The organism is Cytobacillus sp. FSL R5-0377, assembly GCF_038004385.1.
Taxonomy (GTDB): domain Bacteria; phylum Bacillota; class Bacilli; order Bacillales; family Cytobacillaceae; genus Cytobacillus.
The window spans coordinates 3,101,051-3,126,632 of record NZ_JBBORA010000001.1 but is presented as its reverse complement, the minus strand read 5'-3'; the positions used below and the strand labels follow the sequence as shown (position 1 = coordinate 3,126,632).

The 25,582-nt window shown below is 42.6% G+C and carries 27 protein-coding genes; 11 read left to right on the top strand and 16 right to left on the bottom strand.

All coding sequences use genetic code 11. The features are described from left to right. Positions 1-172: 172 nt before the first annotated feature. The 3 genes from NSQ49_RS15885 to NSQ49_RS15875 form a co-directional block, all read right to left on the bottom strand. Positions 173-1,957, bottom strand: coding sequence for an acyl-CoA dehydrogenase family protein (locus NSQ49_RS15885; protein ID WP_251284821.1), 1,785 nt, complete (start codon positions 1,955-1,957; stop codon positions 173-175). A gap of 65 nt (positions 1,958-2,022) precedes the next feature. Continuing rightward, positions 2,023-3,198 carry an acetyl-CoA C-acetyltransferase gene (locus tag NSQ49_RS15880; RefSeq protein WP_251284822.1) on the bottom strand — a complete coding sequence of 392 codons (1,176 nt, stop codon included), beginning with the start codon at positions 3,196-3,198 and terminating at the stop codon, positions 2,023-2,025. Between the two features lie 40 nt (positions 3,199-3,238). After that, positions 3,239-5,620, bottom strand: a complete 2,382-nt coding sequence (locus tag NSQ49_RS15875; RefSeq protein ID WP_159871492.1) for a 3-hydroxyacyl-CoA dehydrogenase NAD-binding domain-containing protein — start codon at positions 5,618-5,620, stop codon at positions 3,239-3,241. 259 nt (positions 5,621-5,879) lie between these two features. On the opposite strand from NSQ49_RS15875, the gene NSQ49_RS15870 reads away from it, so the two are divergent. The 3 genes from NSQ49_RS15870 (at position 5,880) to NSQ49_RS15860 (ending at position 6,758) form a co-directional block, all read left to right on the top strand. After that, positions 5,880-6,011 carry a YuzL family protein gene (locus NSQ49_RS15870; RefSeq protein WP_076258846.1) on the top strand — a complete coding sequence of 44 codons (132 nt, stop codon included), beginning with the start codon at positions 5,880-5,882 and terminating at the stop codon, positions 6,009-6,011. Positions 6,012-6,123: 112 nt separating this feature from the next. Continuing rightward, positions 6,124-6,396, top strand: a complete 273-nt coding sequence (locus tag NSQ49_RS15865) for a hypothetical protein (protein ID WP_159871480.1) — start codon at positions 6,124-6,126, stop codon at positions 6,394-6,396. A gap of 14 nt (positions 6,397-6,410) precedes the next feature. Next, positions 6,411-6,758 carry a spore coat protein gene (locus NSQ49_RS15860; protein WP_159871477.1) on the top strand — a complete coding sequence of 116 codons (348 nt, stop codon included), beginning with the start codon at positions 6,411-6,413 and terminating at the stop codon, positions 6,756-6,758. 75 nt (positions 6,759-6,833) lie between these two features. Here the strand turns inward: NSQ49_RS15860 and NSQ49_RS15855 are convergent, their stop codons facing one another. The 5 genes from NSQ49_RS15855 to NSQ49_RS15835 form a co-directional block, all read right to left on the bottom strand. After that, positions 6,834-7,082 carry a YusU family protein gene (locus NSQ49_RS15855; protein ID WP_159871474.1) on the bottom strand — a complete coding sequence of 83 codons (249 nt, stop codon included), beginning with the start codon at positions 7,080-7,082 and terminating at the stop codon, positions 6,834-6,836. Then, positions 7,075-7,842: an IucA/IucC family C-terminal-domain containing protein gene (locus NSQ49_RS15850; protein WP_251284823.1), complete on the bottom strand. Its 768-nt coding sequence runs from the start codon at positions 7,840-7,842 to the stop codon at positions 7,075-7,077. Before NSQ49_RS15850 ends, NSQ49_RS15855 begins: the two co-directional genes overlap by 8 nt. Next, positions 7,839-8,663, bottom strand: a complete 825-nt coding sequence (locus NSQ49_RS15845) for an ABC transporter ATP-binding protein (RefSeq protein ID WP_159871468.1) — start codon at positions 8,661-8,663, stop codon at positions 7,839-7,841. The genes NSQ49_RS15850 and NSQ49_RS15845 overlap by 4 nt, the downstream gene beginning before the upstream one ends. A gap of 81 nt (positions 8,664-8,744) precedes the next feature. Beyond that, on the bottom strand, positions 8,745-9,800 hold the full coding sequence (locus tag NSQ49_RS15840; RefSeq protein WP_159871465.1) for a FecCD family ABC transporter permease: 1,056 nt from the start codon (positions 9,798-9,800) through the stop codon (positions 8,745-8,747). Then, entirely contained in the window at positions 9,800-10,801 is a 1,002-nt protein-coding gene (locus NSQ49_RS15835; RefSeq protein WP_251284824.1) for a FecCD family ABC transporter permease, read from the bottom strand. The genes NSQ49_RS15840 and NSQ49_RS15835 overlap by 1 nt, the downstream gene beginning before the upstream one ends. 224 nt (positions 10,802-11,025) lie before the next feature. On the opposite strand from NSQ49_RS15835, the gene NSQ49_RS15830 reads away from it, so the two are divergent. From NSQ49_RS15830 to NSQ49_RS15810, 5 genes are read left to right on the top strand one after another with little or no spacing between them, the layout of a single operon-like run. Continuing rightward, positions 11,026-11,994, top strand: coding sequence for an ABC transporter substrate-binding protein (locus NSQ49_RS15830; RefSeq protein ID WP_251284825.1), 969 nt, complete (start codon positions 11,026-11,028; stop codon positions 11,992-11,994). A gap of 59 nt (positions 11,995-12,053) precedes the next feature. Next, positions 12,054-12,266 carry a hypothetical protein gene (locus NSQ49_RS15825; RefSeq protein WP_341070844.1) on the top strand — a complete coding sequence of 71 codons (213 nt, stop codon included), beginning with the start codon at positions 12,054-12,056 and terminating at the stop codon, positions 12,264-12,266. Further along, on the top strand, positions 12,244-13,737 hold the full coding sequence (locus tag NSQ49_RS15820) for a spore germination protein (protein WP_251284827.1): 1,494 nt from the start codon (positions 12,244-12,246) through the stop codon (positions 13,735-13,737). The genes NSQ49_RS15825 and NSQ49_RS15820 overlap by 23 nt, the downstream gene beginning before the upstream one ends. A gap of 53 nt (positions 13,738-13,790) precedes the next feature. Continuing rightward, the gene (locus NSQ49_RS15815) at positions 13,791-14,894 is read left to right on the top strand and encodes a GerAB/ArcD/ProY family transporter (protein WP_159871450.1); all 1,104 of its coding nucleotides are present in this window, start codon (positions 13,791-13,793) and stop codon (positions 14,892-14,894) included. Then, on the top strand, positions 14,891-15,949 hold the full coding sequence (locus NSQ49_RS15810) for a Ger(x)C family spore germination protein (RefSeq protein ID WP_251284828.1): 1,059 nt from the start codon (positions 14,891-14,893) through the stop codon (positions 15,947-15,949). Before NSQ49_RS15815 ends, NSQ49_RS15810 begins: the two co-directional genes overlap by 4 nt. Positions 15,950-15,980: 31 nt before the next feature. Here the strand turns inward: NSQ49_RS15810 and rodA are convergent, their stop codons facing one another. From rodA to NSQ49_RS15790, 4 genes are all read right to left on the bottom strand, one after another. Continuing rightward, positions 15,981-17,153, bottom strand: coding sequence for a rod shape-determining protein RodA (rodA, locus tag NSQ49_RS15805; protein WP_251284829.1), 1,173 nt, complete (start codon positions 17,151-17,153; stop codon positions 15,981-15,983). A gap of 495 nt (positions 17,154-17,648) precedes the next feature. Beyond that, entirely contained in the window at positions 17,649-18,419 is a 771-nt protein-coding gene (locus tag NSQ49_RS15800; protein WP_159871441.1) for a DUF4931 domain-containing protein, read from the bottom strand. 228 nt (positions 18,420-18,647) lie between these two features. Continuing rightward, a complete protein-coding gene (locus tag NSQ49_RS15795) occupies positions 18,648-19,409 on the bottom strand; it encodes a FixH family protein (RefSeq protein WP_236566345.1) in 762 nt (253 codons plus the stop codon). 153 nt (positions 19,410-19,562) lie between these two features. Then, positions 19,563-20,015 carry a hypothetical protein gene (locus NSQ49_RS15790; protein ID WP_236566344.1) on the bottom strand — a complete coding sequence of 151 codons (453 nt, stop codon included), beginning with the start codon at positions 20,013-20,015 and terminating at the stop codon, positions 19,563-19,565. Between the two features lie 122 nt (positions 20,016-20,137). Between NSQ49_RS15790 and spoIIP the strand changes: the two genes are divergently transcribed. The 3 genes from spoIIP to NSQ49_RS15775 all read left to right on the top strand — a co-directional run bounded on the left by spoIIP (position 20,138) and on the right by NSQ49_RS15775 (position 22,251). Beyond that, positions 20,138-21,271 (top strand): stage II sporulation protein P, encoded by a 1,134-nt coding sequence (gene spoIIP, locus NSQ49_RS15785; RefSeq protein WP_159871435.1) that lies wholly within the window; start codon positions 20,138-20,140, stop codon positions 21,269-21,271. Beyond that, a complete protein-coding gene (locus NSQ49_RS15780; RefSeq protein ID WP_159871432.1) occupies positions 21,258-21,437 on the top strand; it encodes a hypothetical protein in 180 nt (59 codons plus the stop codon). The genes spoIIP and NSQ49_RS15780 overlap by 14 nt, the downstream gene beginning before the upstream one ends. 67 nt (positions 21,438-21,504) lie before the next feature. Beyond that, positions 21,505-22,251, top strand: a complete 747-nt coding sequence (locus NSQ49_RS15775; RefSeq protein WP_159871429.1) for a (S)-benzoin forming benzil reductase — start codon at positions 21,505-21,507, stop codon at positions 22,249-22,251. Positions 22,252-22,284: 33 nt separating this feature from the next. Here NSQ49_RS15775 and NSQ49_RS15770 read toward each other — a convergent pair whose 3' ends face one another. The 4 genes from NSQ49_RS15770 to NSQ49_RS15755 form a co-directional block, all read right to left on the bottom strand. Then, positions 22,285-22,920 carry a histidine kinase gene (locus NSQ49_RS15770; protein WP_159871426.1) on the bottom strand — a complete coding sequence of 212 codons (636 nt, stop codon included), beginning with the start codon at positions 22,918-22,920 and terminating at the stop codon, positions 22,285-22,287. A 230-nt stretch (positions 22,921-23,150) separates the two neighbouring features. Further along, positions 23,151-23,885: an amino acid ABC transporter ATP-binding protein gene (locus NSQ49_RS15765; RefSeq protein ID WP_159871423.1), complete on the bottom strand. Its 735-nt coding sequence runs from the start codon at positions 23,883-23,885 to the stop codon at positions 23,151-23,153. Positions 23,886-23,903: 18 nt separating this feature from the next. Beyond that, the gene (locus tag NSQ49_RS15760) at positions 23,904-24,605 is read right to left on the bottom strand and encodes an amino acid ABC transporter permease (RefSeq protein ID WP_285871180.1); all 702 of its coding nucleotides are present in this window, start codon (positions 24,603-24,605) and stop codon (positions 23,904-23,906) included. Further along, entirely contained in the window at positions 24,592-25,413 is an 822-nt protein-coding gene (locus tag NSQ49_RS15755) for an amino acid ABC transporter substrate-binding protein (RefSeq protein WP_159871417.1), read from the bottom strand. Before NSQ49_RS15755 ends, NSQ49_RS15760 begins: the two co-directional genes overlap by 14 nt. Positions 25,414-25,582 lie beyond the last annotated feature (169 nt).

Genomic DNA, 25,582 nt, shown 5'->3' with positions numbered 1-25,582 from the left:
AAAATTGCCGCCTTTTAATTGAATAGTAACATAAAAGGGTGACAAAGCATAACACTGATCACCAATTTAATATTCGACATTTTTCTATTTGTTCCTGCAAACTGTAAAAAGTTTTTTAATGGTTTTTTTTACAAGAATAAAGCCCTCTTCTTATGAAGAGGGCTAAGTCAAATTAAACTGTAAAACGTTCTGCATCAATCAGTTTTTCTGATGCTTCACGTTTCTTTGTAATTACGTTTACTGGCGTGTGGCGTGTGAATTTACGCAGTGCGGACATCATCATGCGCAGGGCATCACCGTTTTCAACTGCCACAAGTGTTTCTTTTGCATCCTGCTCAATTTCGTTAAATGCCTCCTGGCAGAAAATTTGAGTGTACAGAAGTTTTTGTTTGCTCTTTTCAAGCCCAGCTTTTTCAATGGCCTTTTCAGTGCGGAGAACCACAGATTCCATTGCGTAAGCATTCGAAATAATATCCGCAATGTTTACGAGTACTTCCTGTTCCTTTTCAAGAGCCTTTCCATACTTTTGTGCTGCCAGACCCGCAGCAAGCAGTCCGATCTTTTTCGCATTCTTGACCAGATATTTTTCCTGTGCAAGCGGCTCGTCACCAGGCTCTTCAGGCATCATCATCATAAGCTCTTCCTGCAGCGCCTGTGCTTTCTGGAATAATGGGAGCTCTCCTTTTAGCGCTTTGCGCAGATACGTGCCTGGTACCAGCAGTCGATTGATTTCGTTTGTACCTTCGAAAATACGGTTAATGCGTGAATCACGGTAAGCTCTTTCAATCTCGTACTCAGCCATGAAACCGTAGCCACCATGTATCTGAACACCTTCATCTACTACGTAGTCGAGTACTTCCGTATTAAAGAATTTATTCATGGAGCACTCAATGGCATATTCAGCAATTGACTTTGCGACTTCCTTGCCATCTTTTATTTCATCATCTGTCAGCTTGCTCATACGGTCCTCGAACAGGCCTACAGTACGATACACAGCACTTTCTGCTGCATAAATCTTGGAAGCCATTGTTCCCAGTTTTTCTTTAGTCAAGTTAAATTGAGAAATAGGTGTCTTAAACTGCTGGCGCTGATTTGCATACTGAACAGCCAGCTCGAATGCACGCTTTGCACCGCCAACCGCACCAACACCTAGCTTATAACGGCCAATGTTTAAGATATTAAAAGCAATCACATGACCCTTGCCAAATTCACCCAGCAGGTTTTCCTTTGGCACCTGGGCGTCTTCAAGAATTAATGTACGGGTAGAAGAGCTCTTAATTCCCATTTTCTTTTCTTCTGCCCCTACTGATACACCAGGAAACTCTCTTTCGACGATGAATGCAGAAAAGTGTTCGCCGTCAATTTTTGCGTATACAACGAAAACATCTGCAAAGCCTGCATTGGTGATCCATTGCTTTTCTCCGTTTAATACATAGTGTGTGCCCTCAGCATTCAGCTTTGCAGTCGTTTTTGCCCCAAGAGCGTCTGAACCGGAGCTTGGCTCTGTCAATGCATAAGCAGCAAGCTTTTCACCAGTAGCAAGTGCAGGAAGGTATTTTTGTTTTTGCTCTTCGTTTCCAAATAGAACAATCGGAAGGGAGCCAATGCCGACATGGGCGCCGTGTGAGATGGAAAAGCCGCCCGAACGAGCCATTTTCTCTGCAATAAGTGCTGAGCTTACTTTATCTAACGCAAGTCCGCCATATTCCTCCGGCACATCTGCGCCTAATAGGCCAAGATCTCCAGCTTGCTTCAATAGTTTTACTGAACGGTCAAATTCATGGTTTTCAAGATGTTCAATTTGCGGAACAACTTCATTTACTACATAATCTTCAGTCGTCTTTGCAATCATAACCTGTTCATCTGTATAGTCTTCAGGTGTAAAAATCCGGTCATATGAAACATCTTCGATTAAAAAGCTTCCGCCTTTGATTAGATTTTCAGTTTGATTTGACATGTTCTTTCCCCCATTCTGTTTTTCCGGAAAAAAGCCTGTGGCTTCCCTCCTTATTTCAGTTAATCCTATAAAAGTTCAAATACTCCGGCTGCACCCATTCCGCCTCCGATGCACATTGTTACTACTCCGAATTGCTGATTGCGGCGTTTCATCTCATGAATCAGTGACAGAGTGAGCTTGGCTCCGGAACAGCCCAGCGGATGTCCGAGTGCAATTGCTCCTCCGTTTACATTTACTTTCTCTTCATCTAAGCCTAATTCACGAATAATTTGAATGGATTGGGATGCAAATGCTTCATTCAATTCAAACAAATCGATATCCGAAATCTCCAGCCCTGCAAGCTTTAATGCTTTAGGAATAGCCACAACTGGACCGACACCCATGATTTCAGGAGGAACACCGCCCACCGCAAAGCTTCTGAATTTAGCTATTGGCTTCAACCCTGATGATTCTGCCTTTTCCCGGTCCATAACCATTACTGCTGCAGCTCCATCACTTGTCTGAGATGAGTTCCCTGCTGTAACAGTACCGGTTACCGAGAATGCGGGACGAAGTTTTCCAAGTGTTTCAACTGTGGAATCCGCCCGAACCCCTTCATCCTGACTGAAATGGATTGTTTTTTCTATCAGCTTATTGTCTGTTCCAACAGATCTGAACGTTACGTCTACAGGTACAATTTCATCAGCAAATTTTCCTTCCTGAATTGCCTTCGCAGCCTTCTGATGACTTCTAACAGCAAATGCATCCTGATCTTCACGAGTAATGCCATACTTCTTTGCAACCTCTTCAGCTGTATGTCCCATTCCCATATAGTATTGAGGAGCTGTTTCCGCCAGCCTGGCGTTCGGGCGTACTACATGCCCCATCATCGGCACCAGGCTCATAGATTCGGCTCCGCCAGCAATAATTGTATCTGCATGGCCAATCATAATTTTTTCAGCTGCATAGGCAATAGCCTGCAGGCCTGAAGAACAATAGCGATTGATTGTTATCCCCGGCACTTCATGAGAAAGTCCGGCAAGGGCTCCGATATTCCTGGCCATGTTCAGACCCTGTTCCGCTTCAGGCATAGAGCATCCGATAATTAAATCATCGATATTACCTTCGTAGTTTCCTGCTCGCTTTAGGGTTTCCTTTACAGCAAGCGCTCCTAAGTCATCCGGCCTCACGTTTGCAAGCGTGCCTTTTTTGGCTTTTCCGACCGGTGTCCTGGCACCTGCAACTATAACCGCTTCTCTCATTATGTTCCCTCTCTTTCTATTAATGTCCCAATCTATCACTTTAATTGCGCAATGGTTTCCCTTTTAAAAGCATGTGCTGCATGCGCTGCTGGGATTTCGGTTCCGCTACAAGGCTAAGGAATGCTTCGCGCTCAAGGTCAAGCAAATATTGCTCATCCACTTCTGTTCCGTATGGCACTTTTCCGCCTGCAATTACATAGGCAAGCTTTTTGGCTATTTTCAAATCATGCTCTGAGATATATCCGGAGTAAAGCATTGCCTGTGCTCCAAGCAGAAGGGTTGCATAACCTGTTTCACCGACAACCGGCACCTTTTTGCGGACGGGAGGCTTATAGCCGTTCTCATGCAGTGCTAGGACAGCCTGCTTTGCGTCATGAAGGAGATGGTCCCCATTCACACTGATTCCATCTGCCAGGTTCAGGAAGTTATTGTCTCTTGCTTCCTCGCCTGATGTTGAAACCTTTGCCATTGCAATCGATTCAAATACTTTATTCGCTACCTTTTGAAGGTCAAATTCCACACCATTTGGCATACTTTCAAGATGCTTCATATAAAGCTCCTTGTTTCCGCTGCCTCCCGGGATCAGACCGACACCCACTTCAACCAGTCCCATATATGTTTCACTTGATGCCTGTATATGTGCAGCAGGCAGACATACTTCAGCCCCACCGCCAAGCGTCATGCCAAATGGAGCCGCAACAACCGGTTTTGAGCTGTACTTAATTTTCATCATGGCATTCTGGAAGTGGCGGACTACCATATCCAATTCATAAATATTGTCATCCTGCGCTTCCATGAGAATCATCCCAAGATTGGCACCTACGCAGAAGTTTTTGCCCTGATTCCCGATTACAAGCCCTTTGTAATTCTTCTCCACTTCATCTATCGCAAAGTTAATCATTTGAATAATGTCCAATCCAATGGCATTGCTTTGAGAATGGAACTCCAGCAATGCAACACCATCGCCTAAATCAACAAGGCTTGCACCGGTGTTCTTTTTAATTACACCTTTTTGCTTCTTAAGCTGTTTTATATTAATTACTTTAGGGTTTTCCTCGATCAATCTGTACTCGCCATTATGGTAAAAGTACCGCTGGCCATCTTCTTCTTTGTAGAAAGAATGAAAGCCTTTTTCCAGCATCTCTTTTATCCATGCAGGCATTTCTTCGCCTGCTTCCTCCATTTTTTGAACCGATTTCTCTACTCCGATGGCATCCCAAGTTTCAAACGGACCCAATTCCCAGCCAAAGCCCCATTTCATTGCACGGTCTATCGCTGTCACATCATCAGCTATTTCTCCATGGAGCTGTGCTGAATAAAGAAGGGCGGAACTAAGGATGTTCCATAATAATTGGCCAGCGCGATCATCTGAATATACAAGCGCTTTCAATTTTCCTGGAGTCCCTTTTTCCTGTCTGGCCAGCTCAGTCGAAGCTGTCTTAAGCTTTTGACGCGGGCCATATTCCAGTGTTTCCGGATTCAGCTCCAGAATCTCTTTGCCCTTTTTAAGGAAGAATCCCTGCCCTGTTTTGCTTCCCAGCCAGCCTTTTTCCTGCATCACTTTCATGAAGTCTGGAACTTCAAAAACAACCTTTTCTTTCCCGTCGACCTGGTCATAAACATTGTTTGCCACGTGTATAAATGTATCAAGACCTACTACATCAAGCGTTCTGAAGGTAGCACTTTTCGGCCTGCCAATCAGCGGCCCAGTTATGGAATCCACTTCCCCGACACTGTATCCGCCTTTGAGCATCTCCTGTACTGTAACCAGCAAGCCATATGTGCCGATTCGGTTTGCGATAAAGTTCGGAGTATCTTTTGCTTCAACTACTCCTTTTCCCAGTACATCTTCGCCGAATTGCTTCATAAATGACAGCACTTTAGATGAAGTCTTTTTAGTAGGTATGACTTCAAGAAGCTTTAAGTATCGCGGAGGATTAAAGAAATGTGTTCCAAGGAAATGCTTTTGAAAATCCTCCGAGCGCCCTTCTGACATTGCTTCAACCGAAATTCCGGACGTATTGGAGCTGATGATGCTCCCTTGCTTACGGTGCTGGTCTACTTTTTCAAAAACCTGTTTCTTTATGCTGAGGTTTTCCACAACTACTTCAATAATCCAATCGACATCCTTCAGACGCTCCATGTCATCTTCAAAGTTTCCTGCCTCAATCAGAGCTATATTCTTTTTGGAAGTTAAAGGAGCGGGCTTTTGCTTTAATAGCTTTTGGCGGTTTTCTTCACTAATTCGATTGCGGACTGCTTTATTTTCAAGAGAGAGCCCTTTTGCCTTTTCGGCATCGGTTAATTCGCGAGGCGCGATATCCAGTAATAGTGTCGGAATTCCGATATTGGCCAGATGGGCTGCGATGCCCGAACCCATGACTCCTGAGCCTAAAACGGCTGCCTTTTTTATTTGTTGGATCAACTTTATTTCCCCCTTTTGCTTTTGAATGAATACTCATTCATTTTATTTTCAAAAAAAATATGCATCTCTTTAGAATGAGTTCTGTTAATTATAACTATAAAATATTTGCAAAATTTACGCAATGATTTTAAGCGGAAATTTACAAATGTTTTGAAATTTCATAATGACCTGCTGATATATTTTGTGCAATTTGAAATAAGTGTTTTGGACAATCTAAGAAGGAAAGATTTTTTAGTCTGTGACGGAGGTGAAATAAATGGGAAAAATGAAGAAAGATCCTTCTAAGGCAGGAGTAAGCGCTGCAAGTGTACAGGGCGATGCAGGACCTACGGTTGAAAGGGAAGGACCTAAGAAAAGAAATAGCCAAAATAATCAATATAAGAGATGATTTGTTTTTGCATCCCTGGCGTTTTTTATAGTTTGCCTTAAATTATTTTAACCATAGAAACCAGATATCTTCATAAAGAATTAAGCGTATTATTAAAATTGGAGGGAAAAAAATGCAACAGCAAAATATGAATATGCAGAACCAGCAGGGCATTATGCAGCAGCCTCCTGCTGTCATTTCCACTAAAGATGCCCTTTACTTAACAGATATGCTTTCCTGGAACCTTCTTGCATGTAAAAAAGCGCATTTTTATGCGCAGCAATGCCAGGACCAGGAACTAAAGACTCATTTCGAGCAATGCGGCCAAATGCATCAGCGCCACTACCAGCAGCTGCTTGTTCATTTAAACCAGCAAAGCCAGCAAAACTTTATGGGAATGCAATAGGAAGGAGCCTTAAAATGAACCAGAACCAGAATCCAAATACGATTCAAAACCCCGAAACCCAGGTGAATAAAACACCGCAAATGAACGAGCGTGATTTTACGAATGATCTTCTGTCTACTGAAAAGTATCTGACAGGCGCTTATTCGGTTGCCTTAAATGAGGCAAGCCATCAAAGTCTATATCAGGACATTCTTGCAGCATTCAATGAAACACAAAACCAGCAGAGGGAATTATATAACCTTATGTTCAGAAAAGGCTGGTATAAAGTTGAAGCTGCAGATCAGCAGAAGCTCCAGCAGTCTTATCAGCAGTTTCAAGGCTATACTAATCAATTGCCTTATGGCAATGGCCAGATGCAATAGCAAAAGCGCAACTCTTTCTGCATGCAGCAAAAATAAAATTAAACACCGCTGCTATTGATGGCAGCGGTGTTTTTGTTATTTATTTTGGTTTCTCTTTTCTTCATTCAGTGTTTTAATTTCTGCTATGAGTGTTTTCATTTCCTCTTTTGCATCAGGGTATGTATCATTCCAATGCTTGGCTAAAGGAGGCATGGATTTTGCAATAAATGAGTACAATGCCCAAGCTTCCACCTTTTCGATTAACTCCGGACTGGCCTCACCGATTAAGAGTTCGGTATATTTTTCAAGCAGGCCATCCAGCTGTTCCTTTAAACGATCATTCATCAGGATTCCTCCTTTTGCTCTTGCAGGAATGCGGGCAAGTCCCGCATCGTTTACCGCTGCTGGTCAAGTAAGAGTAGCAGCAGGTTTTCCTCGGTCTTACTGTTTTTCCAGTGCTTTCAATCACTATTTTTCTGCTGTCAAATTTCCTTAAGGGATTAGCAGTCTCGCTGCCGAATAAATTGCCTGAAGCTTCCTCCAGGATAAACCTATAATCTTCAGCCGCCCTTTCAGAGCATGTTTCCAATGGTAAAACCTTTTCGTAAAGCCAGAACAGGTAAATCGCAATATTCTCCCAAAGAATTAGTTTTGAGATTTTTGTCTCACTTGCTATTTTATTGAGCAAAGGAGAAATATGGCTGCTAAAAAGAGTGCGTACAGCATCCTCTCTCCATTGTTCTCTCTCCTTACCAGCGCCTTGGCCATGAAGGCGGGTAAAGCGAAAGCCCGGAAGCCATAGTCCATCTCTATCCTGACTGACTATTGTGATATTCTCATTCCTGATATCCAGCTTTACATTCCAGGACGTCATGCAATACAAGTAAATGACAGGCAGGAAGGCATACCTTTTCAATAATATGGAAGCTGCTGTTTTTTTATCAGGTGCTCCTAAATGGTTTTTCACTTTATCCAGATAAGCACCAGTTTGAGTTGTGTCCAGTAAATTTCCCACTTTAATGGTTAAAGGAGAGCTTTCCTCTGAATCCCGGGTAAGTCTGAACTGCCCCAGAGCTTCTGCCTGTTCTCCTGTCAATTTAATCATCCCGGGATCCCTTGCCCCTTTAAGATACAGCGCCCTTTTCCATATGGGATGCAAAGAGGTGTGCCGAATAACGGGTCCATCGTCACTTCGCATTCCATGCCAAAAACGTTTTTAACCAATCCGCAGTTAATGACATGTTCCGGCTTGCCCTGAGCAAAAACCTTTTGAGCCTTTATTGCCACAATATTATGAGCATACCGGCAGGCCAAATTCAGGTCATGAAGCACCATGACGATGGTCCGTTTTTCCTTTTCATTCAACTCAAATAATAAATCAAGAATTTCGATTTGATGTGTCATATCCAAATAGGTAGTTGGCTCATCCAGCAGAATGGTATCTGTGTCCTGTGCAAGAGTCATGGCAATCCAGGCCCTCTGACGCTGCCCTCCGGATAGGGAGTCCACTGTCCGGTCTTTCAATTCTTCCATTCCTGTTGCCTTTAAAGCATTTCTGACTTTTAATTCGTCTTCAGTAGACCATTGCTTCAGCCAAGTTTGATAAGGGTATCTTCCCTGTTTGACAAGCTGAAGCACTGTGAGTCCTTCTGGAGCTGAAGGAGATTGGGGCAGAATCGCCATCTTTCTGGCAACATCCTTTGTGGAAAGCTTGGCTATAGCTTCACCTTCCAGTAATACAGCACCAGATTTCGGCTTTAGCAGCCTGGCAATAGACCTTAGCAATGTTGATTTCCCGCAGCCATTTCCACCAATAAATACAGTGATTTCCCCTTTTGGAATTTCCAGGTCCAGCTCATTAATTATAATGGTGTCTCCATATGACAAGGTTAAGTCTTTTGTAGCGATTGCTTGCCCTGCTGTCATGTCTGCCCTCTCCTTTTCCTAATATCTATATTTATAGGCTCTCCAGTTGCCGGTATGATACGAGCTTTAAGCTTTTCCAGCTTATGCGTTTCTTGTCTTAAAAAGCAGGTAAATAAAGTAAGGTGCGCCAATGCTGGCTGTAAACACCCCCGCCGGGATTTCAAGCGGCGAGAACAAAGTCCTGCCTATCAGATCGGCAGCCATGACCAGGATGCCTCCAATCAATGCAGAAGCCGGAAGCAAAGCGCCAAAAGCAGAGCCGACCATCCTTCTCGCCATATGAGGAGCCATTAAGCCCACAAAGCCTATCCCGCCGCCAAATGCCACAGCGCCGCCAATCAATGCCGTACTGACCATCAGGAGCAGAAACCGGTATTTCTGTACAGTGCTGCCTACTCCCATCGCAATATCATCGCCAAGTTCCTGGATATTAACATTGCGTGCCAGAATAAACGCAAGCACCAGAAACACGAGCGTCCATGGGACCAAAATGGCGACATTATCCCAATTTGAACCGTAGACTGTCCCGGTAATCCAAATATTCGCCTGGCTTGCCTGGTAAATTGGCCCAAAGACCATCATCAGAGTGGTAAGTGCCTTCGTCAAACTTGCAAGTCCAATTCCAATAAGAACAAGGCGTATTGGCGACACACCGTCCTTGTAAGCTAGAAAATACACAAGAAAAGCCAAAGCTGCAGCACCCGCAAAAGCAGCAAGAGGCATCCAATTAATACTTACAGTTAATGCATTGTTTTTATCACTAAAAAAAGCAAGAAAACCTACAACTGCTACAGATGCTCCCCCTGTAATACCGATAATATCAGGAGATGCAAGCGGATTTCTGATAATTCCCTGCAGGATTCCTCCAGCAGCAGCCAGCGCCATTCCCACCATAAAGGCAACAATGATTCTTGGAAGTCTGAATGACTGAATGATCAGCTTTTCCATATCTGACCCCCCGCCAAAGAACACCTGTACAACCTTAAGGGGGCTGATTTTCATTTCACCTGTACCGGTGCTGATTACAAATACTCCAGCAGCAGCTGCTGCCAAAAATAAAAAAGTGATAAGTGCTTTCCGGTTTACTAAAAAAGATATCTTATCGCCTAAAAGGCGGAGATTATAATATTTTTTCACTATTTATTGAACCCCCTTCTGGCAATGTACACGAAGAAAGGAGTTCCAATGACGGCAGTCATAACGCCGACAGGGACTTCCTGCGGCATGATGATGTACCTTGATGCTATGTCTGCAATCAGAAGGAGCATCCCGCCAAGAAGACCTGCATAGGGAATCACCCAGCGATGATCAATGCCAACGACAGCCCGGGTCAAATGTGGAATGACAATGCCGAGGAAGCCTATAGGACCTGCAACAGCAACCGCTCCTCCTGACAGAAGCACAATAACAATGCCGGCACCCAGTTTAAGCAATCCCGTTTTCAAGCCCAGCCCCTTTGCTACGTCCTCCCCCATTGACAAAACGTTTAATTTTCCAGCAATAACGAGTGAAAAAATCCAGCCAGCTAGTAAATAGGGGAATACAGCTGAAAGTGTCTCAAGCTTCCTTCCTGATACAGATCCGGCAAGCCAAAACAGCACCTGTTCCAGAGCAGTCTCATTGATGACGAGAAAGCCTTGTGTCATTGAAGCAAACATGGCACTCATCGCTGCACCGGCAAGTGTCAATTTCATCGGTGTCAGGCCTTCCCTGCCGATTGACCCGATAATGTATACGAATATAAAGGAAACAGCAGCTCCCAGAAATGAAACCCAAGTAAAGACCTGCAGATTACTGGTGGAAAATAGCGTTACTGTAATAACAACTGCAAACCCGGCACCTGCGTTAATACCGAAGATCTCAGGTGCCGCAAGGGGATTCTTGGTTAATGATTGGAGCAGGACACCCGCGATTGCCAGGCTTGCCCCTACCGCAGCTGCAATCAATGCTCTCGGCAGACGCACAGACTGAATGATTATGTGTTCATTCGTTCCATCGAAGGTTGTAAATGCATCAATGGCCATCTTCCAGGTTGTGTCGGTATAACCGTATACAATACTGAAAGACATTAATACTAATAATAGGAGAGCAGCTGCAAGCAGCCCGGCCCACCTCAGAGAATTTGTTTTTAGTAGCATAGTAAGATCCTTCTTGCGTCTATTTGGTATGGTAAGTTACATTTTCAGTCTATTGTACAGAGGATTAGCTGTCAATGAGTTTGAAAATCATTTTCATTGGATATTTCTCAAATTAAATGAAAATGATTTTCAATTAACTATTGACAATGTAAAGCGTTCACATTAGTATAAAATTATCAATTGAAAATGATTATCATTAACAATGCAAAATGGAGGAGTACATAATGAAATTCAAATCTTTACTTGCCATTCTTTCAGTTTTCACAATCTTGTTCCTTGCTGCCTGCGGTAATAGCAGTGAACAGGAAGAGAAAGCTGACAAGGATAAAGAAGGAACAAATACAGAAGATACAAGCTATACTGTTGAGCATGCAATGGGCGCAACTAAGCTTGATAAAACACCTGAAAAGGTTGTCATTTTGACAAACGAAGGTACAGAAGCATTACTTTCCATGGGTGTTACTCCAGTTGGAGCCGTTCAATCCTGGACTGGCGATCCATGGTATGACCATATCACGGATGAGATGAAAGATGTTCAGGTTGTGGGTACAGAAAGTGAAGTCAATGTAGAAGCAATCGCTGCGCTGCAGCCGGACCTTATTATCGGCAACAAAATGCGCCAGGAAAAAATCTATGATCAATTAAATGATATTGCCCCTACTATTTTCGCTGAAACATTGCGCGGGGACTGGAAGGAAAACTTTGAGCTTTATGCAAAAGCAATTAATAAAGAAGAAGAAGGCAAAAAAGTCCTGGCTGATTATGACAGCCGGATTGAAGAAATTAAAACCAGCCTTGGCGATAAATTAGACCAGGAGGTTTCCATCGTCCGCTTCATGGCTGGGGACGTCCGCATCTACCATAAAGACTCCTTCTCAGGTGTCATTCTTGATCAAATTGGACTTGCACGACCAGAAAGCCAGAATGTGGATGACTTCGCTGAAAATAATGCTACGAAAGAGCGCATTCCTGCCATGGATGGAGATGTATTATTTTACTTCACTTATGAAACAGGCGATGGCGAAGCAAACAAGCTTGCTAAAGAATGGCTTGAAGATCCTTTATTCAAGAACCTTAAAGTAGCTCAGGAAGGCAATGTTCATGAAGTCAGTGACACCATCTGGAATACTGCTGGTGGCGTTAAGGCTGCTAACCTGCTGTTGGATGACATAGAGAAATACCTTTTAAAGTAATGCCAAATTTGTGATTGCGCTCCCATAATACCCCCTCTTTTATGAGAGCTCAATATATATTGAAAGCTTCACCGCCTGCCCGACAGACACCAGGTGCTGGAGCTCGACAAAAAAGGAACCTGACCCAGGTTCCTTTTTTACATTCCGCCACTATTTCCCCCGCACCTAAACCTTTTTTATTGCCTACCATTCATAAGTTTTCCAAAACCGGCAACAATAATCGTAATGCCGAAAATGATGGTGATTTCTATGAGGAAATGGTTAAAGAATAAACGGATTAAAGAGGATATCGAGCATAAAGAGTGGGAGCAATCCTTTATTAAATCCAAAGACTTTAAAAAAATCTTTTACTATAACCAGAAAACAGATGTGCGTTTTGGACTTACTTTCATGTCTACTTTAATCGATGAAAATATTATCCAAGATGGTATTCTCCCTAATCTGCTCGAAGACGAGTTTCGGGAAATAGAAGACATTAAACAACTTGTCCCTGTAGCGGATGTGCAGATTTGCGATGACCCTTCTTTAATAGAACAAAAGCTGATGAATGGCTACGTCATGCTGACTATTGAGACAGAGCTCAAACATTTCGGCTTTATAGCTGCGCAAAAAGAAATAGTTAGAGGTCTAAGTCAGCCAGAGGTTGAGTTTTCTGTTATCGGTCCTAAGGAAGCCTTTGTAGAATCTTTGGGCCAAAATTTGAATTTAATCAGGAAACGTCTGCCTGTAAAAGAACTGATCATTGAAGAATTCACATTGGGAAGCCTGTCAAAGACTTCTATTGCAATGCTTTATATGGAAAATATCACAAATGAGGATAATATAGCTACTGTCAGGCAGAGACTTAATAACGTGAAATTTGATGCCATAACAGACAGCTCCTACATTGTCCAGCTGATTAGCGATAACTCCAATTCCCCTTTCCCGCAGCTGCTTGATACAGAGCGGCCGGACAGGGTCGCAGGGATATTGGCAGAAGGAAAAATCGCTATTGTGGTTGACGGCTCACCCCATGTATTAATAACGCCAACTACTCTCGTTGAGTTTTTCAGCTCTTTTGAAGATTATTTTTTAAATTGGATTTTATCTTCTTTTTTCCGTCTTATCCGTGTGTTCGCGGTTACGTTTTCTATTTTAATAACACCTATTTATGTAGCAACTCTTTCATATCATTATGAACTGATTCCTAAGGATTTGATGAGTACTTTAATCACATCAAGGCGGGAAATTCCGCTTCCTCCTATTCTTGAAGCGCTGTTTTTGGAGCTTACGATTGAATTGCTTCGCGAAGCTGGAGCACGCCTTCCGACGAAGGTCGGCCAGACAATCGGTATCGTGGGAGGGATTGTAATAGGAACTGCATCTGTAGAAGCTGGCCTGACGAGTAACGTCCTGCTCATTATTGTAGCTCTTGCAGCTCTCGCTTCCTTTACAACACCTGTATACAGGATGGGCAATACTATTCGTTTGCTTCGCTTTCCTTTTCTGTTTTTCGCAGAGCTATGGGGTCTGCTCGGAATTGTATTTTGCTTCTGTATACTGCTGACTCATTTAACCAGGCTGACTTCACTTGGAAGGCCATTCCTTGAACCGCTCTTCCCCCCTCGGGTAATGGATATGAAGGATGCTCTTATCAGGCTCCCATTTGAAGCACAATCGAAACGGCCGATTTTCTTAAGGACTAAGAACCCTATCCGATTCAGCAAGAAAAAAGCAAAAAAGAAAAAAGATATTGATGAATGATGAAGCAGGAACCTGCTCGCAGCGTTTAAGATCATCATATGGAGGTGAACCAGGTGAAGGAACAGCCACTGCCAGAGAGATTACAAATATCCCCCTTTTTAGTATTTTTCATGGTCATGTCTATACAAATCGGGATTGGCGTATTAGGGTATCAGAGGATTATTGCAATGGATGCAGGATACGATGCCTGGATGTCGATACTATTTGCAGGCGGATGTATCCACGGCATTATTTGGATGATCTATAAAATCTGTGATACTGCTGGCGGTGATATTGTAACTGCACATAAATACATTGCAGGAAACTTTATTGGCAAAGCACTAAGTGCCATTTTTATAGGCTATTTCATCCTGTTCTCCTTAACGGTATTAAGGACATTTATTGAAGTCATACAGGTTTGGATGTTTCCTGAAATGAGCACCTTCTGGTTCGCCTTACTCTTTATGGCACTTTGTGTATACATTATTTTTGGGGGATTTAGGACAGTGGTGGGTATCTCATTCTTTGGGCTTGTTTTGCCTGCTTACCTTCTCCTCACATTTGGCTGGGCAATTAAATTCTCCAACTTTTACAATCTGCTGCCCATCTGGGATCATTCCATAAAAGAGCTGCTTACTGCTTCTTACAGTATGTCACTTACTTTTATTGGGTTTGAAAGCATCATATTTTTCTACCCTTTTATTAAAGAGCCAAAAAAATCGCAGAAATGGGCTCATTTAGCCGTATTGACAACTACATTAATATACACGATTTTAGCCATCATTACCTTTGCTTATTTTTCTGAAGCACAGCTGTCCAAGCAAATTTGGGCCAGTTTAACAATGTGGAAAATAGTTGAAATGCCCTTTGTTGAACGGTTTGAATATATTGGAATTGCCAACTGGAACTTAATTATTCTTCCTAATGTGTGCATATCCGTCTGGATCGCCTCACGGCTCATTAAAAGGGTCTTTAATATCCGTCAGAAAGTGGGTGTATTTTTTGTTGTTGCCGCAGTGCTTTTCATGATAATTTTTTTGGATACAAGGGACAAAATTAATATGCTTAACGACTCTGTTGGCAAAATGGGATTTGCATTCAACTTTATTTATATTCCTTTGCTTTTCGCTGCTGTCATGATCGCCAAGAAGCTGAAAAAGGGGAGGAAGAAGAAATGAAAAAACTGCTTCTTATCTGTATTCTTCTGCTGCTTTCCGGCTGTGTGGACAAAGAAATATTGGATGATATTAATATTGAAGTAGGAGTTGGCTACGATTTAGCTGAGGATCCAAAAGACAAATACAGAGGGACAGTATTATTTCAGGAATTCCAGCCTGATAAAAGTGTAATAAACCGGACTTTTTCAGGTAATGGAAAACTCAGGCTGGATCTTATAATAGATGTAACCAAGCAATCATCTGAGCCGGTAGTGACAGGCGGGTTAAAGGTGGCCGTCTTCGGATCGGATATTTCGAAACATGGGATCTATGACCTGATAGATTCCTTTCAAAGAGACCCGAGTATAGGAGCACGGGTATTTGTTGTGACCTCAGAGGATAAAGCAGAAGACGTGATGAAGGGAGAGTATGGAACAAGGGGAAATTCAACTTACATTTATAATTTAATACAGCATAATATTGAACATCGGGATATTCCGGAAACCAACCTTCACATCGTTTCCCGTGATTATTATGAGAAAGGGAGAGATACTTTCCTTCCCCGCATCAAAAAAATTGCGGATGATAAGGTGGAGATAGTAGGAATTAGTCTCTTCGACAAGGATAAGGAGGTAGATATCCTGCCGATAAAAGATTTGTTCTTTTTTAAACTGCTGGTTGATAAATATAGTGAAGGAAATTTCGACATAAAGCTAGATAAAGGAAATCTTGCCGCTATAAAGAGTATTAGTTCCAAACATAAAATTAAGATTACTGATAATCGCGCTTCCATTCGCATTAATATTGAAGGCATTATCCGTGAGTATACCGGCAATAAGCTGGAGAAGTCGGTCGTTGATGATGTTGAAAAAAAGCTGGAGACAAAGGTTGAAAGGGAATGCCTCAAGCTGCTGAAGAGATTTCAGGAACTTGAAATTGATCCAGTCGGGCTTGGCCAAATAAAAAAAACACAGCACCGGAATTTTGATTATAAAAAGTGGGAGGATGATTATAAAACGCTTGAATTTGATGTTAAATGCAAAGTCAATATCGAAGAAACCGGCATTATTGAGTAAGAGCGGGCTATAATAAGCCCGCTCTTTCCATTTAATCACTAGTCGAGAACATATATTTTTTATAATGGTAGCGAATGGAGAAAATCAGCCCCATCGCCAGCATATTCCCCATCAGCGAGCTTCCTCCATAGCTGATGAAAGGAAGTGGAATCCCTGTAATGGGCAAAAGGCCGATAGTCATTCCGATATTTTGAAAGACATGGAATGTAACCATGCTGATAACACCTACACAAATATAGGTATAGTAATTGTTCTTCGTTTCCATACCAATCTTGGTAATATGGTAAATCAGCAGAAAGAAAAGGCTGACAACAACGCTTGCACCTACAAAACCAAATTCTTCCCCTACAATACTGAAAATAAAGTCGGTATGGCTTTCAGGCAAATACACCTCCCTCGTTCCATATCCTTTCCCGCTTGTTTCACCTGATCCGATGGCAAGGAGTGAACGTGTCAGCTGAAACCCGGTTGAACTTTGATAATTATAGGGGTCAATCCAGGAATAAATGCGCGCAAACTGATACTCCTTTACTCCTAAATACTTCTCAAGAATATCCGGATGCCACAAAACAAAATATAAAATAGTGCCTGCAAGAGCAGCTCCTGTTCCAAAAATCGGTGCCAGCAGCTTCCAGCTGATTCCTGAAATGAAAATCATGCCAAGCATGATGGCCAGAAATACAAGGCTTGTACCTAAATCGGGCTGCTGCATAACCAGCAGCAGGGGCACCATTGTTAATCCAGCCAATTTAATTAGCAGCCATAAATCAGTCTGCATGGTTTTATATACATTTTTTTGATGATGCTCGTCAATCGTTTTCGCCAATACCAAAATAATGAACACTTTAACAAGCTCAGCTGGCTGAAGGGAACCCATCCCCGGAACCTTATACCATGCTTTTGCCCCATTAATGACAGGAGCTATGCTTGCTGGCGCCACAATCAGGAATCCCAGGAGTACGATGCCAAGGCCATACACATACCAGGAAATCTTCTTCAGCTGATCGGAATCCAGTGTGATTACCGCAGCGATGATACCTGTTCCAACTGTATACCAGACAACCTGCTTCAAAAGGAAGTTTTCTGTATATTGCCCTGTTGTCTGTGCGCTGTAAATAGATATGGCACTTACCAGGAATAGCAGCATTAATATTAAAACTAAGCCCCAGTCCAGCTTAGGAGGTGTATATCGATTTGAGGTCATGATCATTCTCCTTTAAAGAAAAGCGGAAGCACCTTGCCCACGAAGGAACGAAGACTAAGAAAGCCGCATCCTCCGAAAAGCTGCTGACTTTTGCATGTGCGAAGTTTGTGCGGACGAAGGCTGCCTTCCTAATTCTGCGGGCCTCAAGCACAAGCCGAGCCTCACGGAAGGCGTCCTTTGCCTTCTTGGGAGAAGCTGCTTGTAACTTTGAGGGGGCAGGTGCTGCGGATAAACAGTTATCTAACTCAAGAAGTTATACTTTCAATCAATTAACAGACCATTTGCCTTTTAGCTTATAAGGCATACGGAGCTCACAGCAAGGAATATCATAAGTACGTCAATTTATTCCTCGTTACAATATTCCATTATATTTTTTATAGAGATAAATCACAACTTCTAAAAGCGAATGGTTATTATTTCAAATTTTTACGATTGCTGTGAATGGTTATTTGCGCTCATCTTCTTATTCGAAGCAAAGAGTATTAAGACCCCGTTTTAAACTCCCCCGCTGAAATATCTCACTTTTATATCATCTCTCATCCACTCGAGATTATTAGGCACCTGTGGGATGCTGTAGCCGATAAAAATTGGCGTTGTAATAAAGCGCGGAACGATTTTCGCGTAAATCTCCCTGCCCAGCTTGTAGAAAAACAAGTTATAACTATTACTAGGAAAAGGGAAGGCATTCAGAATATAATGTGCCGCAGTCTGGATGCATTTCGCAAAGTACGGAATATCATCCTGGTCGGCGAGCTTCACATTAAATTCATAAAAACCGATTCTCGGGGAAGTCGATAAAGTAAACACCGTATCGCTTTCTTCATGAATAAGGAGCCCCTCAAAATCCTGAGCCTGAACTTTTTCCTTGTAATCAATATTTTTCAATCCCACAATCTGCATATGCGGGTGGGCGATACTTCCCCCGGATAATGGGCCATGGTTTTTAAAAAATAATACAGACTCATATTCCCCGCTTTCTTCCATTAAGATCCAATGTTTTAGCCCAAATGAAATTAACCTGACCAAATGCTCCTCAGGATAAACCGACAGCTCACCGTCGCATTGATCCGTTTCGATCAGCACCGTCTGATAGGAGTTTTCCAGAACAGGATACTTATTTTTCAGCAAAATAATTGAATCCTCTACCGCGATGATATCTGTCAGCTCTTCCCTTGCACAAAAAGGGCAGCTGATATCCTTATTTCGAATGCTATTAGGCTTTTGGACTCCAATCCCCGTATTAAAATGCAAATGTGTATCTGACATCTCTCTGACACCTGCTTTTCTGTAATCTCTCCTTTTATATTATCATGAAACTGGGAGTGGGGTATCTGTCCCGGATTCATAATAAGCCTTGATCGATAATGCTCTTTTGGCCGGGGAGTCTTCAGACTTTCAGGTGTTCTGTGCCCGAAGGTTACCGATAAGAATTGTGTTTCTAATAAATCTCCAAATAAAAATTCAGCGGGGTTATTTAACCCCGCTGAAAAGTATTTAATGCACCGTTAATTCAGTTTCTGTGTGCTCGTGAATGTCGTCGCCCTTTTCGACATGTGTGGTAATGGTATAAGTGCCTGCATCTGTAAACTGGTGGCTGGCTGTGTATTTGCCCGGTTCTTCTTCAGCCATGTTCACCCATTGGGGTGTTGCACCATTCAGTGTGATTTCAAGCCTTACTTTAGCATCCGCCAGAGGTTCCCCTTCATTATCAACTAAGGCTGATAATTGTGTTTGTTCGTTTGCATGGATTTGGTCTGGAGCCTCAAGCTCTATGGTTACCTCACCGCCATGGCCGTGAGAGTGTCCTTCTTCATGGCCCGCATTTTCTTGATCATGCCCCGCTCCTGAGTCCTCCGCTTTTGCTTCACCAACCTGTATCGAAACCATTGGCATGGTATGCTGGCTTCTTGCCGTAACATGGGACTGAACATAGTAGAGGCCAACCTCTGCAAAGGCATGATCAGCAGTATATTTACCCTCTGAGTCGTGCTTTGCCTCAATCATTTCACCGTTTTCTTTTTGTCCTTCCTGCCAGATTTCAAATTTCACCTCATCCGCATCTGTTACAGCCTCATCTCCATGCTTAACAGTGACAGCAAGGGCTGCTTCCTCGCCAGGATTGATGGTTTCAGGCACCTCGATGACAGCTTCGATAATTTGCGGCACCTCGTCGTTCTTCGCAGGCTTTTCTTCTGATTGGCTGCATCCGGCTAGAACAAGGAAACCAGCCATTATGCTGAATAATACCTTTTTCAAATTAGTGTCCCTCTCTTTAACGTTATTTTTCTATGATAAGATAACTATAAAGTCCATTTGTGATAAAACAATGAAATCTTTTCAAAAAATATAAGGCCCCTTCATGCCCTATAAGATTTAGTACAAGAATTGCTTTCAACTATGTATTTTATACTAAATGGATTCAAGATCATTCAGCACCACTATTTTGTCCTCTTCATTTGCAATCTCTCCAGCAGCCTCGAAAGCAAGCATCTTATACAGCTGTACATTTTTTTCATCACCGGCTATCTGATAGGCACGTGCCAATGCTTCATATGCGAATGCCAAATCAAAGTCCCCAATTTTGTTAGAAAGACAAATTTCCAGATTTCTTTTAGCATGAAAAAGAGCAGGCTCAGCCCGGTTCAAGACTGTATATACCCTGGATATCTGCCATTCTCCCCTTGAAAGGTTAACTGGCTGTCCGACCATTCCCCAGTAATAGCGTGATGTGTGCACCATATGAATCATTTCATGTTTTTCTTCTTCCGTTTTATCAGGTTTTTCCATTAAGTCCCACACTTTGTTGAATAAGCTGATAGCCAATTTTTTATGTTCGTCCTTTTCTAATACATGCTGTACCATTCCCGACATCTCCTTTTAAAAGGCTCTTTTACTTAATTCGTCAAATGACCCCGTTTTCCTTTCACTCCCCATCTTCTAAATCAGCTTATCCGTCATATATTTAAAGAGTGGAGGGGATTTATATGAATTCTAAATTGAGTGTCCATTCTATCTTCTTTTACATAAACAGCTGGCTTTTCAGTATTTGTGCCATAGTGGCGCTTGCCGGGGCTATTACGCTTTATCCGGCTGCCTTTTCCTCGTCACATATGAATGTGCTGCTTAAGGATATTAAGGCTGACCAGCTCTTCATTCACTTTTTAAAGGCTGAGAATCACTATTTTCAGGGGGATACTCCAGCCGAAAGCTATTCCTTATCTGGAACCCTGTTTAAGCTGGCAACCAACACACAGCCGCAGGATATAAGAACGTTCCTTGGCCGGGAGCTGCCTGGTTTTTCGATTTTTGATACCGGTATTGCCGTTGCCGGAGAGGGTACCGATTTTACCAACCTGCCAGTGGAATCCGCCCCTCCGCTTGAAGTCCTTTTAAAAGAAAAAGAATTGGCTATGAATAACGGCCAAAGTGGGGAAAATGCTGCTCCTCCGGTTATTCCTGAGGAAAAAGGGGTCTTCATCTACCATTCCCACAGCTGGGAATCATTTGCTCCGTTATTAAAAGATGTAAAGAATACCGATGAGGCTGTTAGTCCCAATGAACAGGTGAATGTTATTGCAGTCGGGAAAAAGCTCAGTGAAGAACTGGCCAGAAACGGCATAGGTGCTGAGCATAATAAAACCAATATAGCCGCAGAACTGAAAAAGAAGGGCTGGAACTGGGAAAATTCCTACACCATGTCCAGGGAAACAGTCCAAGCAGCCTTGGCAGAGAATAAGGATGTTAAATTCCTGATCGATATCCACAGGGATTCACTTCCGCGCGGAAAAACAACCGCCATAATTGGCCAGAATTCATACGCGCGGCTGTTTTTTGTAGTTGGCAAGGAGCACAAGAACTATGAACAGAACTTAAAAGTGGCTACGGAGCTTCACCAGGCACTGGAAGCAAAATATAAGGGAATCAGCAGGGGGGTAATTATAAAAGGAAAAAGTGAAGGCAACGGTGTCTATAACCAGGATCTTTCCGAACGGGCCCTTCTGCTGGAGTTCGGAGGCGTGGAAAACAATCTGGATGAACTGAATAATTCCATTAAAGCATTTGCGGATGTATTCAGTGAATATTACTGGAAGGCAGAGCCGGTCAATGCGGAAAATTAAAGCATGCCATTATTGCCTCCTGTTCACTTTTTTCAGCACATGTATTCTTTACCTTCTATTCGGGTTAAGCAATATTACAGCTGCCTCCCTGTTTTCAGGAATTATCCTCTCAATCATTAATTTAATAGAAGATGAAATGATGGAATTCAGAAAGGGCAATGGCTGATAAAGGAAAATTTGATCAATTTCTGTTTTAATAGAAGTTAACGAAACAGGAAATAGGAGTGATCAATGTGAAATTAGCCATTATTACTGGTGCATCCAAAGGCTTGGGAGCTTCCATCGCCAAGAGAATGATAACAGAAGGAATAGGCATCCTAGCTGTCTCAAGGACTGAGAATCCCGAGCTGTCAAAGCTTGCTGCAGAAAATCAAGTATTTTATGCCCATTATTTCTGCAATCTTTCCTCACCGAATGAGCTTGAAAGGGCTCTAAGCGAACTGACGGGCTTATTGAAGGAGAAACAGCCGGAGACCCTATATGTATTTAACAACGCAGGGGTTATTGATCCAATCGGTACAGCAGGGAATCTTGATCATGCTGCATTCATTCAAAATGCTCACGTTAATTTAATTGCTCCTATATTGATTTCGAATATCCTGCTGCGTGAAGTTTCAAGTGATATGAACATTGTTAATATTACTTCAGGCGCTGCGGAAAGACCCATACAGGGGTGGAGTGCTTACTGCAGCACAAAAGCCGGACTAAATATGTTCACGGAAACTGCGGCATTGGAATTGCAGACAGCAGGAAGCAGCCATAAGATAATTGCCTTTAGCCCTGGCATCATGGACACAGAAATGCAGGGAACCATTCGCTCTTCAGCAAAGGAAGCATTTCATGACCTGGAGAAATTCCAGTCATATAAGGAGAAAGGATTGCTAAGAAATACGGATACTGTGGCAAACGCATTGGTCGGCCTGCTGCTGCATAAAGAAATTGAGAACGGAAAAGTTTATTATGTAAACGACTTAATTTAAATATGTTAAAAGCCGGCTGGCTGGCCGGCTTTCTTAATTATCTTCCAAAATATTATTATCAACAATACCATGGTGAATACGCAGAACTTCATGGTTATTTTCTCTTTGTATTACAAAAAAGCCATTTGAGAAGTCGGAGGATAATTCTTTATAGAAGATGCCATTGACCCCGTTCTCGTGATTTTCTCCAATGATAAGATGATAATCAGAGCCTTTTTTCACAATCTGCGCCCGCAGTCCTTTATCTGTATCATCAGAAGGATCATGGACCTTTCTTGACACTTCTGCGACATGAATATCCACCCCGTCAAGCAGCTGGAATAATTCATTGATCAGTGAAGGCCTTACTATTCGCTCCAGCTTGGTTTGAACAGCCTGACCAAGAATAATCTGGGTAATTTCATAATCCCGGACCACTTCAGCGATTACATTTGACGTTTTTTTGCCTCCCGCATACTTGGCGAGCATCTTCAGCCCATATTTCTCTGCTAAACTTTCGAACAAGTATTTTGTCTGCAGCTCATTAAAAGTAAACTCTTCCTGTTTCCGGTTTTCTACGGAGAGAATATATCCCTCTCCCTGAAAAGCTTCCTTCAGTTTTTTTCCTCTCCGGGCCAGTCTTTCTGCATGATTGGGATTGCTTACACAAACTAAAATATTTTCCTTCATTTTAACACCTCTCCCACCGGATTCTACTTTCAGTTTAGCACGAATACGTCTGATTAAACCTCTGCATGAGGAAACCAAAAGTTTAAATTAATGTATTTAGAAAATATGAATAATGTACTCTCCTGCCGGGCATACTAATCCTACAAGTGTAAATCCCCCTTTTTTCCGCTTCCTGTTAAGGAAGCATTTTTTTTGATAAAAAAGGCCTCTGCCTGTCTGCAGAGGTCTTTTCATTGAATTAAATTCAGGAACTGGCTTGTGCGGACTTCTTTGGGACTGGAAAATATCTGATCGGGCTTGCCGCGTTCTATTATGATACCGCCGTCCATGAAAATGACTTCATCCGCTGCATCCCTGGCAAATCTCATTTCATGAGTAACAATTACCATGGTCATTCCTTCAGCGGCCAGGTCCCTCATCACCTTCAGCACTTCCCCAACAAGTTCAGGGTCCAGTGCGGAGGTAGGTTCATCAAAAAGCATGACCTTTGGCTCCATCGCAAGAGCCCTGGCAATTCCAACCCGCTGCTGCTGGCCGCCTGAAAGCTGGTAAGGATAGTAGCCCGCTTTATCCGCTAAACCCACTTTTCTTAAAAGAAGTTCCCCTTTTTCCTTCGCCGTTTCCTTTGATACGCCTTTCACTGTAACCGGCCCTTCCATGACATTTTCCAGTGCAGTCATATGCGGGAATAAGTTATAGTTTTGAAACACCATTCCTGTAAGGCGTCTGAAGGGTGGAATTTGCTTTTTCGGGACCTGCCGGGAAAAGTCGAGAACTTGATCACCAATGGCAAGAATTCCTGAAGTTGGCTGCTCCAGCACATTGATGCACCGCAGCAAGGTCGTTTTTCCGGAGCCAGATGGCCCGATCACTACAACCACTTGCCCTTTCTTCACTTCCAAATCGATTCCTTTCAGTACTTCCAGCTGATCAAATTGCTTATGCAAACCCTTTATATTAATCATCTATAGCACTGCCTCTTTTCATGAAGAAATATATCTGTCCAGCCGGCGTTCAAGCCTTCCCTGCAAGATCGAGAGCATAAAGCAGATCACCCAGTATATAAGGGCAGCCTGCGTATATAAAAGCAAAAATTCATAATTGGTTGAAGCTATTTCCTGTGCTCTTCGAAACATCTCTGCAACCAGAATCATGGAAGCCAGAGAGGTATCCTTTACAAGACTGATGAATGAATTGGATAGCGGCGGTATCGATACCCTGGATGCCTGAGGAAGAATAATTCTCTTAAGTGTCTGCGAATAAGACATGCCTATGGAATATCCCGCTTCCCATTGTCCTTTTGGAATTGACAGGATGGCTGCCCGGATAATTTCGGAGGCGTACGCCCCTACATTCAGCGAAAATCCAATAATTGCTGAGGGTAAAGGATCAATAATCACACCAATCGTTGGAAGCCCGTAAAAAATGATAAACAGCTGTACAAGAAGAGGCGTCCCCCTAATGGCTGATACATAAATTCTCGCTATCGCCCCGAGTGCCTTATTTCCCGAAATGCGGGCAAGTGCCGTAAATATTGCCAATGCCAGCCCGCATATAAAGGAAATTATTGTTAACGGGATGGTATAGAGAATGGCCCCCTCCAGCAATGGCTGAAATGAATTCATGCCTATCGCTATCAGTCTTTCGATCCTTTCCGGGCTGGCAAAAATATTACTTAAGTACATTTTCGCCAAACCATTTTTCTGAAATCTTCAAGTACGTGCCATCCTCAATCATATCAGCCAATGCTTTATTGACTTCATCAGCCAATGTATCGCTTCCCTTTCTGAACATTAGACCGCTTTGGGAAGCATCATCGGATTGATCAGCGATTTTGACCGGAGCATCTGGCTTATGTTTTTTAAAATCCAAAAATGACAAATTATCGTTGAGAGTAACATCTGCTCGCTTAGAATTAATCAGCTCAATTGCCTGGTTAAATCCGTCTACTCCTACAATTTCCGCACCATACGACTTTGCCAAATCAGCATAATTGCTTGTCATGGACTGTGCGGCTTTCAAGCCCTCTATGTCTTCAAAGCTCGAAACTGAATTATTGGATTCATGTGTAATCAAAACTGCTGAAGAAGATATATAAGGATCCGAAAAATCATATTTCTCCTGCCGATCAGGACGAATTCCCACCTGGTTTGCAATCATATCAAATCGTTTTGAATCCAATCCGGCAAACATGGCATCCCATTGTGTTTCCAGAAATTCCGGTTTCACACCAAGCCTTTTGGCCACTTCCTTTGAGATGTCCACATCAAAACCAGTTAGCTCCCCTTTATCGTCATGGAACGTGAATGGCGGATACGTGCCCTCTGTTCCAATTAGCAGTTTCCCCTCATCCTTCACTTTTGACCATAAATCCTTCCCCTTCTCTTCTGTGGCAGGCTGATCCTGATTCTCCGGATTTGCTTTATTCGTTCCGCATCCTGAAATGATTAAAATTAAACAGATTAACAAAGCACTAAAAAGTGTCTTCTTCATGTTAGCCTCCTGTTTGAAAAGTAATTTTATAGTTATCTTTTCCTAAAGTGCTTAGTTTATAGGAGGCCAAAGAAAAAAACCCTCTTTCTAAAAGAGGGTCAGCTTGTGGAGAAAGGTATGATTTTTCCACAAGCTTTTTTTATTTTCTCAATTACTGACTTAAAAATAG

Coding starts and splice junctions, on each gene's coding strand:
- NSQ49_RS15830 (WP_251284825.1), top strand. CDS start 11,026: ATGAAATTCAAATCTTTACTTGCCATTCTTTCAGTTTTCACAATCTTG.
- NSQ49_RS15780 (WP_159871432.1), top strand. CDS start 21,258: ATGCGGAAAATTAAAGCATGCCATTATTGCCTCCTGTTCACTTTTTTC.
- NSQ49_RS15845 (WP_159871468.1), bottom strand. CDS start 8,663: ATGACAGCAGGGCAAGCAATCGCTACAAAAGACTTAACCTTGTCATAT.
- rodA (WP_251284829.1), bottom strand. CDS start 17,153: ATGACCTCAAATCGATATACACCTCCTAAGCTGGACTGGGGCTTAGTT.
- spoIIP (WP_159871435.1), top strand. CDS start 20,138: ATGAATTCTAAATTGAGTGTCCATTCTATCTTCTTTTACATAAACAGC.
- NSQ49_RS15800 (WP_159871441.1), bottom strand. CDS start 18,419: ATGTCAGATACACATTTGCATTTTAATACGGGGATTGGAGTCCAAAAG.
- NSQ49_RS15820 (WP_251284827.1), top strand. CDS start 12,244: ATGAGGAAATGGTTAAAGAATAAACGGATTAAAGAGGATATCGAGCAT.
- NSQ49_RS15755 (WP_159871417.1), bottom strand. CDS start 25,413: ATGAAGAAGACACTTTTTAGTGCTTTGTTAATCTGTTTAATTTTAATC.
- NSQ49_RS15760 (WP_285871180.1), bottom strand. CDS start 24,605: ATGTACTTAAGTAATATTTTTGCCAGCCCGGAAAGGATCGAAAGACTG.
- NSQ49_RS15885 (WP_251284821.1), bottom strand. CDS start 1,957: ATGTCAAATCAAACTGAAAATCTAATCAAAGGCGGAAGCTTTTTAATC.
- NSQ49_RS15880 (WP_251284822.1), bottom strand. CDS start 3,198: ATGAGAGAAGCGGTTATAGTTGCAGGTGCCAGGACACCGGTCGGAAAA.
- NSQ49_RS15870 (WP_076258846.1), top strand. CDS start 5,880: ATGGGAAAAATGAAGAAAGATCCTTCTAAGGCAGGAGTAAGCGCTGCA.
- NSQ49_RS15770 (WP_159871426.1), bottom strand. CDS start 22,920: ATGAAGGAAAATATTTTAGTTTGTGTAAGCAATCCCAATCATGCAGAA.
- NSQ49_RS15860 (WP_159871477.1), top strand. CDS start 6,411: ATGAACCAGAACCAGAATCCAAATACGATTCAAAACCCCGAAACCCAG.
- NSQ49_RS15855 (WP_159871474.1), bottom strand. CDS start 7,082: ATGAATGATCGTTTAAAGGAACAGCTGGATGGCCTGCTTGAAAAATAT.
- NSQ49_RS15765 (WP_159871423.1), bottom strand. CDS start 23,885: ATGATTAATATAAAGGGTTTGCATAAGCAATTTGATCAGCTGGAAGTA.
- NSQ49_RS15865 (WP_159871480.1), top strand. CDS start 6,124: ATGCAACAGCAAAATATGAATATGCAGAACCAGCAGGGCATTATGCAG.
- NSQ49_RS15790 (WP_236566344.1), bottom strand. CDS start 20,015: ATGGTACAGCATGTATTAGAAAAGGACGAACATAAAAAATTGGCTATC.
- NSQ49_RS15810 (WP_251284828.1), top strand. CDS start 14,891: ATGAAAAAACTGCTTCTTATCTGTATTCTTCTGCTGCTTTCCGGCTGT.
- NSQ49_RS15835 (WP_251284824.1), bottom strand. CDS start 10,801: ATGCTACTAAAAACAAATTCTCTGAGGTGGGCCGGGCTGCTTGCAGCT.
- NSQ49_RS15850 (WP_251284823.1), bottom strand. CDS start 7,842: ATGATTAAATTGACAGGAGAACAGGCAGAAGCTCTGGGGCAGTTCAGA.